We start from the raw sequence: 12,916 nt of genomic DNA, 5'->3' as shown, positions 1-12,916 counted from the left end.
ACTATGTCTATTTTTTCTCAGGAAAAGGTAGACATTTCTTTTATTGATGCTCCTTTATTAAACGTTTTAAAAGAAACAGAAGCTCTTTTTAAAGTAAAATTTTCTTTTAGTACAGAAGTCATTAATGATAAAAATATTTCTTTTAAAAAAAAGAAATGTGAACTTGTTTATCTTATCAATGAAATTCAACGTCAAACATCATTAATTTTTAATAAAATTAATGAGCGGTATTATTATATAACAATAAATTCAACATTTAAATCAAATGAATATAATCTTTTAAAAGAAGTTCTTGTAACTAATTATATTACTTCTGGTATTAATAAAAAAAGAAATGGAACTATATCTATTATTCCAAAACAATTAGGTGTTTTACCTGGTTTAACTGAACCAGATATACTAGAAAGTTTAAAAATTATTCCTGGTGTTCAAAGTCCTAATGAAACAGCTGCAGGAATATATATAAGGGGTGGAACTCCCAATCAAAACTTAGTTTTATGGGACGGTATAAAAATGTACTATTCTGGTCATTTCTTTGGAATGATTTCAGCATTTAACCCTTATACCACTAAAGAGATTAACCTTTCTAAAAGCGGTACAGGAGCTAGGTATGGTAATAGAGTATCTGGTGTAATAGATATTAAAACTACAAATAAAATACCGAAGAAAATAACTGGAAGTTTCGGATTGAACATGACGCATGCTGATGCACTTCTTACTATTCCTTTTTCAAAAAAAACTGCTTTTTCTATTTCTGCAAGAAGGTCTTTTTCTGATGTTTTAAAAACTTTCACCTTTGATAAATTGTCTATGCGTGTTTTTCAAACATTTGATGATAATCAAGAAAGTCAAATAATAGATAAAAACATTAAATTTAGTAGAGATAATAAATTTAATTTTTCAGATTATACCACAAAATTTATATACACCCCTAGTAAAGACGAATCTTTAAACATTAGTTTCTTATACACAAATAATCAAATGCTTAACAATTTTGTAATTCCTAGGTATAAAGACAAATATAATGATGAGTTAGAAATCCATAATACCGGTGTAAGTGTAAATTGGAATAAACAATCTTCGGAAAAAAAGACTCATAATATAAAAAGTTATTTTTCTAACTTTAAATTAAAATATAAAGGAAACTATAACTATATAGATGATTATTTAATTTTATTATCAACTAAAAATAATTCTTTAACCGATTTTGGGCTTTCCTACAATATGAATTATTCTTTTAACGATAAAACAGATTTATTTTGGGGTTATGATTTTACATCTACGAAAGCTGCTTACGAATTAAAATATCTCATAGACTTAGAAGGAAATAGGAACTCTTCGATACAAAAAGATAAAGTTACAAACAATACACATTCAATTTTTACGGAATATATATATGATAACAATAACTGGAATATAAATTCTGGCATACGATTGAATTACTTTTCAAAAATCGATAAATTTGTTTTTGAACCTAGATTATATTTGGAGAAAAAACTTACATCAAGCTTAAGTTTTAAAGCTTCTTTTGAACAAAAACACCAAACATTGAGTCAAATTATAGAGTTTCAAACTTCCAGATTAGGTTTTGATTTAGAAAATCAGATATGGGCTCAAGTAAATGATGATAATATTCCTCTACAAAAAAGCTTACAGGTTTCAGCGGGAATACTTTTTAATAAAAATAATTGGAAAATTGATATTGAACCTTACTATAAAAAAGTTAGTGGTATGACGTCTCAAACAAGTGGTTATAACGACCAAACCAATGACTTTTCTAATGGTAAAGGTAAAATACATGGTATTGATATACTTATAAATAAAAAATTTAATAATTATAGAACTTGGGTTAATTATTCATACACAAAAAATAAATTTAAATTTTTAGACTTAGAAAATAAGTTTTTTCCTGCAAATCATGATATAACTAATTATCTTTCTTGGTCTCATGCTTACAAATTAAACAGCTATGAGTTCTCTCTTGGGTGGATATTTAGAACAGGAAATCCCTATACTGCCGTTAAAAGATTTTATACAGATGATGAAGGAATTCCTCGTATTATTATAGATTCAGACAATATAAATGGGCTTCGACTTCCTAATTATAGTAGATTGGATGCATCTATGACGTATTCTTTTAATTTTTCTAAAAACTGGAAAGGTAAATTGGGCTTCTCTTTACTTAATCTTTTTAATAACAAAAATATTTTAAGTAGAACTTATAATGCTATTCCAATTAGAAATTCTGATAATGAAATTGAATATAAGTTAAAAGAGGTTAACAAAATATCTCTAGGAATTACACCTAACTTTGTTTTTAGAGTTAATTTTTAATAAAAAAAGACTTTACATTTTGTAAAGTCCTTCCTTTTGGTTTAATAATTTCTGTATTGTTTTGTTTCTTCAAAAACGTGATCTAGAATTTGTTTTTCTCTTTCATCAAATTCAATACCTCGTCTTTTCATTACTACATCAACTACTTCAAAAACTTTATTTGTTTTGTATTCTGTAAACCCTGATGCTCCTCCCCAACTAAATGAAGGAACAAAATTTCTTGGAAATCCACTTCCAAAAATATTCGCAGAAACACCAACAACTGTTCCTGTATTAAACATTGTGTTAATTCCACATTTTGAATGATCTCCCATCATCAAACCACAGAATTGTAATCCAGTTTTAGCGAAACGTCCTGTTTCATAATTCCACAACTTAACTTCTGCATAATTATTTTTAAGGTTAGAATTATTACTATCAGCTCCAATATTACACCATTCGCCTAATACTGAATTTCCTAAAAACCCATCGTGTCCTTTATTTGAATACCCAAATAATACTGAGTTGTTCACCTCTCCTCCTACTTTACAATAAGGTCCTAAAGTAGTAGCTCCGTATATTTTAGCTCCCAATTTTAATACTGAGTTTTCACACATAGCTAAAGCACCTCGTACAACTACTCCTTCCATTATTTCAGCTTTTTTACCAATATAAATTGGTCCAGTTGAAGCGTTTAACGTTGCAAAAGTTAGTTTAGCTCCTTTCTCAACAAAAATATCGTTTCTATTAACACAATTAACAGTTTCTGGAATTGGTTCCGATTTTCTACCTTCAGTTATTAAATCAAAGTCAGCTCTAATTGCTTTGTCATTTAACGAAAAAATATCCCAAGTATTTTTTATTTGAATTATATCATCTTCAAACTCTATATGTTCATAAGAAGAAAAATCTACTTCTTCCTGAGTATCTGTCGTATAAAAAGCAATAACATCTTCACCTTTAAAAATAGCTTGATTGTTTTGTAGGTTTTTAACCATTTCAACCAAAGGTTTAGTTGGCAAGAAAGAGGCATTTAATAATACATTTTCTTCCATTTCAACCATAGGATATTTTTCCTCTAAATACTCCTCTGTTACGGTAGTTGTTGTTAAGCCTAAATATTTTTCCCACTTTTCTCTAATAGTTAAAATACCTACTCTAATATCAGCTACTGGTCGTGTATATGTAAATGGTAGTAGAGCTGTACGTACATCACCATCAAATAAAATATAGTTCATATTAATCATTTTTTGAAGCAACACAAACTTACCACTTTCAATTCATTTTACAAGTCAAAATATAAACCTTACTTTTGTTATTATATATTCTTCAATATCTTACTATGAAAAAAATTTTAGGATTAATTTTAATTGGTATTGCTCTTATAGCAGCACTATACTATGCTTTTATTTATTTTGTTCCTTATAGTGAAGGGGTTCGCTCTGGTGAACTTATTAAAATTAGCTACAAAGGTGTGGTAGTAAAAACATGGGAGGGTGAAATTAGCCAAGGTATTTCTGGAGCGCAAATTTTTGCCTTTTCTGTAGAGGACAATCAAAAGGAAGTCATAAAAAAACTTCAAGAATATCAAGGTCGTTATGTAAAAGTTACTTACAAAGAACGTTTTGGTACTTTCTTTTGGTTAGGTGATACAAAGTATTTTATAACCCATGTTGAAGAAGAACAATCTCCTCATTTTAGAGGAATAAGAAAAGATAATGAACAATAATATTTATAGAAATATAGAAGATACTCGCATTACTATTTCTGAGTTAATGCTTCCTTCTCATGCCAATTTTAGTGGCAAAATTCACGGTGGATATATTTTAAAGCTAATGGATCAGATTGCTTTTGCATGCGCCTCTAAACATTCAGGTACCTATTGCGTAACAGCATCTGTAGATACCGTTAACTTTATAAACCCTATTGAAGTAGGCGAATTAGTTACCATGAAAGCGTCTATTAACTATGTAGGTAAAACTTCGATGGTAGTTGGTATACGCGTAGAAGCACAAAATATACAAACTGGAAAGACCAAACATTGTAATTCTTCTTATTTTACAATGGTAGCAAAAAAAGACAACGGTGATAATGCTGAAGTACCAGGAATTATTATTAATGATGACAATGAAATGCGTCGATTTTTAGAAGCTATACACAGAATTAAAATGAAAAAGAATAGACAAGAAAAATTTGATAATAATAATTTTACTGCTCAAAACTACATTGAAGAATTAAAAAATTATAATGTTAAGATTGATTTAAAATAAAATTTAAACACAAAAAGAAAGCTTACAAGTCAAACTCTTTTTCTATTTGATTAAGCCAATTCGCTAATCTATCTGGTGTTTTTTCAGGTTCATTATCCTCGTCGAGAGCTAAACCATAAAAATAGTCTTTATCTTCTTCTATTTGAGCTTTTGACTCTTCAAAATCATACTCCTTGCACGACCATTTTCCAATAAGTTGGCCTCCATTTTTAACCACATTTTTAGCTAAAATTCCTACACCATCAACAAAATATTCACCATAACCATATTGATCTCCTAATCCAAAAATAGCCACTTTCTTTCCTGTAAAATCAATAGTTTGAAACTCATTTTCATAATAGGTCTCCCAATCGCTTTGTAAATCGCCATCGTACCAAGTTGATAAACCTAAAATAAATTTATCAAACCGATTATAATCTTCCTTCTTCATGTTAGAAACTTCAATAACTTCTATTTCAGATGCCTGCCAATCATCAACTATTGAACTTACAATTTCTTCAGTCATTCCTGTATCAGAACCATAAATTAATCCTATTCTGTTCATTTTATTTAGATTTATTTTAAATAACAAATATACAGTAAGAAATTATACTTAGAAAGTAAATAAGTTTAATATTGTCCTATATAAAATATAAAAATCCGAAGCATATTTACTTCGGATTTTCTATATTATTATTCTAAAATGCTTTTATTTACTTAAATACATTTTACGTCTTGCATATAAATCGTAAAAGGCATCATCTCTAAGTGAATCTATAAATAAAATACTTTCTCCTGTTGATTTCATCTCAGGTCCTAAGTTCTTATTTACATTTGGGAACTTGTTAAAAGAGAATACTGGTTGTTTAATTGCAAAACCTTCTAACTGAGGATTGAATTCAAAATCAGTTACTTTCTTCTCTCCTAACATTACCTTTGTAGCATAGTTTACATAAGGTTCTTTATAAGCTTTTGCTATAAATGGAACTGTACGAGAAGCACGTGGATTTGCTTCAATAATATATACTTTATCATCTTTAATCGCAAACTGAATGTTAATCAACCCAACAGTATCAAGTGCTAAAGCAATTGTTTTAGTGTACTCTCTAATTTGCTCTAATACTAATTCCCCTAAGTTGAACGCTGGTAAAGTTGCATTTGAATCTCCTGAGTGAATTCCACAAGGCTCAATATGCTCCATAATTCCTATGATATATACATTTTCACCATCACAAATCGCATCTGCTTCTGCTTCAATTGCTCCTTCTAAGTAATGATCTAATAATAATTTGTTATTAGGAATTTTTCGTAATAAATCTACTACATGCTCTAATAACTCTTCTTTATTAATCACTATCTTCATTCCTTGCCCTCCAAGTACATATGATGGACGTACTAAAATTGGAAAGTCTAACTCGTCAGCTAAAGCTAAAGCTTCATCTGCATTTTCTGCAACTCCAAATTCTGGATAAGGAATGTTATTTTCTTTTAATAAAGTTGAAAAACTTCCTCTATCTTCAGCTAAATCTAATGCTTTATAGCTTGTTCCTAAAATTGGAATCCCGTAACGCTCTAGTTTCTCTGCTAACTTTAAAGCTGTTTGTCCACCTAATTGAACAATAACCCCTTCTGGCTTTTCATGCTTGATTATATCGTAGATATGTTCCCAAAAAACTGGCTCAAAGTATAATTTATCTGCCGTATCAAAATCAGTAGAAACAGTTTCAGGATTACAGTTAATCATTATGGTTTCGTAACCACATTCTTTTGCAGCATAAACCCCATGAACACAACAGTAATCAAACTCGATTCCCTGACCTATTCTGTTTGGTCCAGAACCTAATACTATTACTTTTTTCTTATCGGACACCACACTTTCATTTGACACAGAAACTTCACCTTCAGCAGTTTCAATTTCACTTTCAAATGTTGAATAATAGTAAGGAGTTTGTGCTTTAAACTCTGCAGCACAAGTATCTACCAACTTGTATACACGCTTTATTTTTAATTCTTCACGCTTTTTATACACTTCACTTTCTAAACATCCTAACATGTGAGCGATTTGACGATCTCCATATCCTTTTTGTTTGGCTTCTAATAAAAGCTCTCTGTCAAGGGTATCAATAGTATAGGTAGAAATTTCTTTTTCTAACATATACAACTCTTCATATTGACGTAAATACCACATATCAATCTTAGTGATTTCATGGATTTTACTCAGCGGCATTCCTATTTGAATAGCGTCATAGATAGCAAATACACATCCCCAAGAAGCATATTTTAACTTGTCTTTAATTTGGTTATAATCTGTATAACTTTTACCATCAGCTCCAATTCCGTTACGTTTAATTTCTAACGATTGCGTTGCTTTGTGTAATGCTTCTTGGAACGAACGTCCGATCCCCATTACTTCACCAACCGCTTTCATTTGTAAACCTAAAGTTCTATCAGAACCTTCAAACTTATCAAAGTTCCAACGAGGTATTTTTACAATTACATAATCTAATGTTGGTTCAAATAAAGCTGAAGTAGACTTCGTTATTTGATTATCTAACTCATCTAAAGTATAACCAGTTGCTAATTTAGCAGCAATCTTTGCAATTGGGTACCCAGTTGCTTTTGATGCTAATGCTGATGAACGAGATACACGTGGATTAATCTCAATCGCAATAATATCTTCTTTCTCGTCTGGTGAAACCGCAAACTGAACGTTACATCCTCCTGCAAACTCACCAATAGAACGCATCATTTTAATTGCCATGTCACGCATTTTTTGGAACGTCTTATCCGATAATGTCATGGCTGGAGCTACTGTAATAGAGTCTCCTGTGTGGATTCCCATTGGATCCATGTTTTCAATAGAACAGATAATTACAACATTATCATTATCATCACGTAATAATTCTAACTCGTATTCTTTCCATCCCATCATTGCTTTATCAATCATTACTTCGTGAATCGGAGAAATTTCTAATCCTCTAGATAATGATTCTTCAAACTCTTTCTCATCATATACGATAGATGCTCCCGCTCCTCCTAAAGTAAACGACGCTCTAATACATAATGGAAATCCGAATTCTTGTGCTATTTCTTTTCCTTTTAAGAATGATGTTGCAGTAGCTTGAGGAGCCATAGGCACCCCTATTTCTTCCATTAATAAGCGAAACTTATCTCTATCCTCTGTAATATTAATAGCGTCAATATCTACTCCTATAATTTCAACATCAAAATCTTCCCAAATTCCTTTTTCATCAGCTTCAATACAAAGGTTTAGTGCTGTTTGCCCTCCCATTGTTGGTAGAACAGCATCAATTTGTGGGTGTTCTTTTAAAATTTGAACAATAGACTTTGTGTTAAGTGGCAACAAGTATACATGGTCAGCCATCGAAGGATCTGTCATAATTGTTGCAGGGTTAGAATTAATTAAGATAGTTTCAATTTCATCTTCTCTCAAAGATCTTAACGCTTGAGATCCTGAATAATCAAATTCACATGCTTGACCAATAACAATTGGTCCTGATCCAATAATTAAAATCGATTTAAGGTCTTGTCTTTTAGGCATTTTAGTTTGTGTTGTGTTGTGATGTAAAAATAAAAATTGTTTGGTTATAAAAAAAGGCGATACTTAATAGTAACGCCTTTAAAATATTAACAATAGTTAATCATTATTTCTTTGGTCTAGATTCAGATGAAACAGACAACTTTTTTCTTCCTTTTGCTCTTCTTCTAGCTAATACTTTACGTCCATTAGCAGAAGCCATTCTTTCGCGGAAACCGTGTTTGTTTCTTCTTTTTCTTTTCGATGGTTGGTACGTTCTTTTACTCATTACAGTATATCTTAAATATCTTCTTTAAAAATGTTTTGCTTTTGTGAAATTCCGTCTGCTAAAAGCGTGGGCAAATATACAACAGTTTTTCAGTCTGACAAACCCTTATTTTATTTTTTTTCAAAAAAAGTTTGTTTGACAAACATACATAATTTTTCTGCACGTTTTTTATCTTTTTTATTTGTTCTAATTGCCAGACTTCTTACTTTTGCGCAAACCTAACAGTACCATGAACAACACAAAATACGTTTTTGTAACCGGAGGCGTAACTTCATCACTAGGGAAAGGAATTATTGCCGCTTCTCTAGCCAAATTATTACAAGAAAGAGGATACTCTGTAACCATTCAGAAGTTAGATCCATATATTAATATAGATCCAGGAACATTAAACCCATACGAACATGGAGAATGTTATGTAACTGATGATGGAGCTGAAACCGACTTAGATTTAGGACACTACGAACGTTACTTAAACATTCCTACTTCACAAGCTAACAATGTAACTACAGGTAGAATATATCAATCTGTAATAGACAAAGAGCGTAAGGGAGAGTTTTTAGGAAAAACCGTTCAGGTTATTCCTCATATTACTGATGAAATTAAAAGCAGAGTTCAAATTTTAGGAAATACTGGCGATTATGATATTGTTATAACTGAAATTGGAGGAACGGTTGGTGATATTGAATCTTTACCATATATAGAAGCTGTTCGTCAATTACAATGGGATTTAGGAGAAGATAATGCAATTGTTATACACCTAACCCTAGTACCTTACTTAGCAGCCGCTGGTGAATTAAAAACAAAACCTACACAACATTCTGTAAAAACATTAATGCAAAGTGGTGTGAGTCCTGACATATTAGTATGCCGTTCGGAACACGAAATTTCTGATGATATTAAACGCAAATTAGCATTATTTTGTAATGTTAAAAAACAAAATGTAATACAGTCATTAGATGCTGAAACTATCTACGATGTTCCTAACCTTATGTTTAAAGAAGGGTTAGATTATGTTGTTTTAGATAAATTAAACCTATCTACACGTAAACAGCCTAACTTAAAAACTTGGAATAAGTTTTTAGAGCGTCATAAAAATCCTACCTCTAGTATTGAAATTGGTTTGGTTGGAAAATATGTTGAATTACACGATTCGTATAAATCAATTACAGAAGCATTTATTCATGCAGGAGCTGCAACTACTAATAAAACAAAGGTTAACGTTCGTTGGATTCATTCTGAAGAGTTAACACCTGAAAACGCTGCTAAACAACTAGAAGGTTTAAACGGTGTACTAGTTGCTCCTGGATTTGGTGATAGAGGAATTGAAGGTAAAATAGCAGCAGTACAATATGTACGTGAAAACAATATACCTTTCTTAGGGATTTGTTTAGGTATGCAAATGGCTGTTATTGAGTTTGCTCGCAACGTGTGTTAAATTTAAAAGACGCTAACTCCACAGAAATGAATCCTGATGTAGCACACCCAGTAATTAATTTAATGGAAGAGCAAAAAGATGTTACTGAAAAAGGTGGTACTATGCGTTTAGGAGCTTGGGACTGTCAATTAACACAAGATTCTAAGGTTTTTCAAGCTTACAAAGAAGAATTAATTAGTGAGCGCCATCGTCATAGATACGAATACAATAACGACTACAAAGAACGATTAGAAAATGCTGGTATGAAAACAGCAGGTGTTAACCCTAAAACAGGGTTAGTAGAAATTGTTGAGATTGACTCTCACCCTTGGTTTGTTGGAGTTCAATATCACCCAGAATACAAGAGTACGGTGTTGAATCCGCATCCATTGTTTGTTAGCTTTATTAAAGCGGCTTTAAAACAATCAAAGAAATAAATTTTAAAATCCTGTAATTAAGTTTACAGGATTTTTTATTGTTTATAAAAATTGGAATACTGTTTGAACTACCATTACTAAAAAATTATTCACCGTAAAACCTCAAAAAAACTATAGGGTTTTACTACCTTTGTCGGGTTTTTCAGCTTTTAAGAAAAACTTTAAATGACAAGTTGACATTTTAACATATATCAATGGAACAAAAAAAATTTGATTTAAATTCCTTCATAGGAATGCTTTTATTAGGAGGAATTATGCTTTGGTGGATGAATACTCAAAAGCCAGAAGAAACTCCTGAAGCTACTACCCAGACAGAGCAAACTACTAATGCTACTAACACTGAAAACAATTTAACCGATAATGTAATTGTAAACGACTCGTTACAGCAAATTGCTTTACGAAATAAGTTTGGTGCTTTTGCATACGGAGCTTCAAAAAGCCAAAAAGGAAACACAACATTAGAAAATGACGTTGTTAAGTTAACTATTGATAACAAAGGGGGGCAAATCATCGAAGCTTTAGTTAAAAACTACAAAACATACGATTCTTTACCTCTATACTTGGTTAAAGATAATAATGCTTCTTTCAATATCAACTTCGGAACTACTGATAACCGAATTTTAAATACTAAAGATTTACTATTTACTCCTACTCTAACCAAAAATGGAGATACACAAGTACTTTCTATGAAGTTAAAGGTTTCTGAATCTAAGTTTTTAGAATACCGCTACGAAATGAAAAAAGGTGATTACCGTGTAGGTTTTGCCGTTCGTTCACAAGGGTTGAGTAATACTATTAATAGTTCACAAGAAATAAATTTAGATTGGAGTTTAAAAGGTTTTAGACACGAAAAGAGTTTGAAAACCGAAAACATGTACTCTTACTACTATTATAAAGCCGACGATGAAGTAGATTACTTACAAATGAACGATGATGATGTTGTGAGTGATATTGATTGGGTTGCTTATAAACAACACTTCTTTTCTTCTATTTTAACATCTGATACACCGTTTAGTAATGCCACTTTGAAATCTGTTGACTTTGCAGGTGAAGATAAAGATAGTCTGTACACTAAAACTTACGGATTAAAAACTCCATTAGCTTTAACAAACGGAGAATTAAATTATAATATGCAATGGTTTTACGGGCCTACAGATTATAATTTATTAAAATCTTATAAAGGGACTAGCTTAGACGAAATTGCTGATTTAGGTTGGGGAATTTTTGGTTTCTTAAACCGTACTGTATTCTACCCTGTTTTTAACATGCTAAAAGGATTTATTGGTAACTACGGATTAATTATCATTTTAATGACAATCGTAGTACGTATTATAATGTCTCCTGTATTATACAAATCGTACCTATCAAGTGCTAAAATGAAAGTGATTCGTCCAGAAATGGAAGAAATCAATAAAAAGTATCCTGGGAAAGAAAACGCTATGAAGCGTCAGCAAGAAATTATGGCTGTACAGCGAAAAGCAGGAGTGAGCATGATGTCTGGTTGTATACCCGCATTAATGCAAATGCCTGTGTTCTTTGCTTTATTCAAATTTTTCCCTACCAATATTGATTTTAGACAAGAAGGTTTCTTATGGGCTAATGACTTATCTTCATATGATACTATTTTTAAATTACCATTTAAAATTCCTTTCTATGGAGACCACGTAAGTTTATTTCCAATTTTAGCTTCTGTAGCTATTTTCTTCTACATGAAAATGAACCAAAGCCAGCAAGCTAATATGCAAGCTCCTACTCAAGAAGGAATGCCTGACATGAGTAAGATGATGAAATGGATGATTTACTTCTCTCCTATTATGATGTTATTCTTCTTTAATAACTATGCTAGTGGATTAAGTTTGTACTATTTTATCTCAAACTTATTAACCATCATAATCATGTTTGTTATTAAGAACTATGTTATTGATGAAGCTAAGATTCATGCTAAAATTGAAGAGAACAAAAAGAAACCTGTTAAAAAGAGTAAATTCCGTGAGCGTTTAGATGCCGCCATGAAACAAGCTCAAGAACAACAAGCTGCACAGCAACGGGCTAAAAATAAAAAATAGAGACACTTAATATAAAAAAATCCCAAAACAATATTTTGGGATTTTTTATGTATAGAACAAAAAATATTATTACTAATTTGCTTTTATAAATATTACAAATACTAAAGAATACAAATGCTTAAAACCATTCAGATAGCAGCTTTATTACAAGGAATGTTTTTACTTTTTATTTTATTTCAAAGAAAAAAAGAATACAACAAAGTTAATTTTTGGTTGTTATTTAGTTTTGTTGTTTCGGCACTTCTATTTACAATTGGTGATGATAATTATAATTTGTTTACTGAAAATTCTAATTGGTTTTTCTTTCATGAGCCTCTTATTATTACAACTTTCTTCTTATTTGTTCTTTATCATAAATCAGACAAAAAGAAAGTTGACAAAAAAGTTTTTTTATTTTTTACCCCATATTTATTAAACATTCTTATTCATTTTTCTGAAGAATTTTCTGCTCTTTCTAACAACTTAATCTTCATAATTCTTGAAGAGGTTATAGAATTTATTTTTATAGGGATCCTTATTTATACTATATATGACATTATAAAAAATAATAAAGAAAAAAATGGCTCCTTTTTTTTATTATCCCCTTTAGTTTTATCTTTATAATAAGTGA

General features: G+C 30.8%; 9 protein-coding genes and 1 pseudogene. 6 read left to right on the top strand and 4 right to left on the bottom strand.

Going from position 1 to position 12,916, the window contains the following annotated elements; genetic code table 11:
- The first annotated feature begins 3 nt into the window (after nucleotides 1–3).
- On the top strand, nucleotides 4–2,334 hold the full coding sequence (locus ACXIHB_RS01535) for a TonB-dependent receptor plug domain-containing protein (protein ID WP_462098732.1): 2,331 nt from the start codon (nucleotides 4–6) through the stop codon (nucleotides 2,332–2,334).
- A 41-nt stretch (nucleotides 2,335–2,375) separates the two neighbouring features.
- Here the strand turns inward: ACXIHB_RS01535 and ACXIHB_RS01530 are convergent, their stop codons facing one another.
- Nucleotides 2,376–3,551 carry a putative sugar nucleotidyl transferase gene (locus tag ACXIHB_RS01530; RefSeq protein ID WP_173360772.1) on the bottom strand — a complete coding sequence of 392 codons (1,176 nt, stop codon included), beginning with the start codon at nucleotides 3,549–3,551 and terminating at the stop codon, nucleotides 2,376–2,378.
- Nucleotides 3,552–3,655: 104 nt separating this feature from the next.
- Here ACXIHB_RS01530 and ACXIHB_RS01525 point away from each other — a divergent pair, with 104 nt between their 5' ends.
- Nucleotides 3,656–4,042, top strand: a complete 387-nt coding sequence (locus tag ACXIHB_RS01525; protein ID WP_047789000.1) for a hypothetical protein — start codon at nucleotides 3,656–3,658, stop codon at nucleotides 4,040–4,042.
- Nucleotides 4,032–4,583: an acyl-CoA thioesterase gene (locus ACXIHB_RS01520; protein ID WP_047789001.1), complete on the top strand. Its 552-nt coding sequence runs from the start codon at nucleotides 4,032–4,034 to the stop codon at nucleotides 4,581–4,583. Before ACXIHB_RS01525 ends, ACXIHB_RS01520 begins: the two co-directional genes overlap by 11 nt.
- 22 nt (nucleotides 4,584–4,605) lie before the next feature.
- Here ACXIHB_RS01520 and ACXIHB_RS01515 read toward each other — a convergent pair whose 3' ends face one another.
- From ACXIHB_RS01515 to rpmH, 3 genes are all read right to left on the bottom strand, one after another.
- Complete coding sequence (locus ACXIHB_RS01515) at nucleotides 4,606–5,127, bottom strand: flavodoxin (protein ID WP_462098731.1); 522 nt, start codon at nucleotides 5,125–5,127, stop codon at nucleotides 4,606–4,608.
- A gap of 144 nt (nucleotides 5,128–5,271) precedes the next feature.
- Nucleotides 5,272–8,124: a carbamoyl-phosphate synthase large subunit gene (gene carB / locus ACXIHB_RS01510; RefSeq protein WP_462098730.1), complete on the bottom strand. Its 2,853-nt coding sequence runs from the start codon at nucleotides 8,122–8,124 to the stop codon at nucleotides 5,272–5,274.
- Nucleotides 8,125–8,227: 103 nt separating this feature from the next.
- Nucleotides 8,228–8,389: a 50S ribosomal protein L34 gene (gene rpmH / locus ACXIHB_RS01505; protein WP_028891113.1), complete on the bottom strand. Its 162-nt coding sequence runs from the start codon at nucleotides 8,387–8,389 to the stop codon at nucleotides 8,228–8,230.
- Between the two features lie 229 nt (nucleotides 8,390–8,618).
- On the opposite strand from rpmH, the pseudogene ACXIHB_RS01500 reads away from it, so the two are divergent.
- From ACXIHB_RS01500 to ACXIHB_RS01490, 3 genes and pseudogenes are all read left to right on the top strand, one after another.
- A pseudogene (locus tag ACXIHB_RS01500) lies at nucleotides 8,619–10,240 on the top strand (CTP synthase).
- Between the two features lie 194 nt (nucleotides 10,241–10,434).
- Nucleotides 10,435–12,306, top strand: coding sequence for a membrane protein insertase YidC (yidC, locus tag ACXIHB_RS01495; protein WP_462098729.1), 1,872 nt, complete (start codon nucleotides 10,435–10,437; stop codon nucleotides 12,304–12,306).
- A gap of 153 nt (nucleotides 12,307–12,459) precedes the next feature.
- On the top strand, nucleotides 12,460–12,909 hold the full coding sequence (locus ACXIHB_RS01490; protein WP_462098728.1) for a hypothetical protein: 450 nt from the start codon (nucleotides 12,460–12,462) through the stop codon (nucleotides 12,907–12,909).
- Nucleotides 12,910–12,916 lie beyond the last annotated feature (7 nt).

The organism is Tenacibaculum sp. IMCC1 (genome assembly GCF_054906355.1).
The sequence above is the reverse complement of the archived record's forward strand: the minus strand, read 5'-3'. Positions and strand labels throughout refer to the sequence as shown.

Bases quoted from the DNA above. Each gene is read 5' to 3' on its own strand.
- ACXIHB_RS01535 (WP_462098732.1), top strand. From the start codon at position 4: ATGTCTATTTTTTCTCAGGAAAAGGTAGACATTTCTTTTATTGATGCT.
- ACXIHB_RS01530 (WP_173360772.1), bottom strand. From the start codon at position 3,551: ATGAACTATATTTTATTTGATGGTGATGTACGTACAGCTCTACTACCA.
- ACXIHB_RS01525 (WP_047789000.1), top strand. From the start codon at position 3,656: ATGAAAAAAATTTTAGGATTAATTTTAATTGGTATTGCTCTTATAGCA.
- ACXIHB_RS01520 (WP_047789001.1), top strand. From the start codon at position 4,032: ATGAACAATAATATTTATAGAAATATAGAAGATACTCGCATTACTATT.
- ACXIHB_RS01515 (WP_462098731.1), bottom strand. From the start codon at position 5,127: ATGAACAGAATAGGATTAATTTATGGTTCTGATACAGGAATGACTGAA.
- carB (WP_462098730.1), bottom strand. From the start codon at position 8,124: ATGCCTAAAAGACAAGACCTTAAATCGATTTTAATTATTGGATCAGGA.
- rpmH (WP_028891113.1), bottom strand. From the start codon at position 8,389: ATGAGTAAAAGAACGTACCAACCATCGAAAAGAAAAAGAAGAAACAAA.
- yidC (WP_462098729.1), top strand. From the start codon at position 10,435: ATGGAACAAAAAAAATTTGATTTAAATTCCTTCATAGGAATGCTTTTA.
- ACXIHB_RS01490 (WP_462098728.1), top strand. From the start codon at position 12,460: ATGTTTTTACTTTTTATTTTATTTCAAAGAAAAAAAGAATACAACAAA.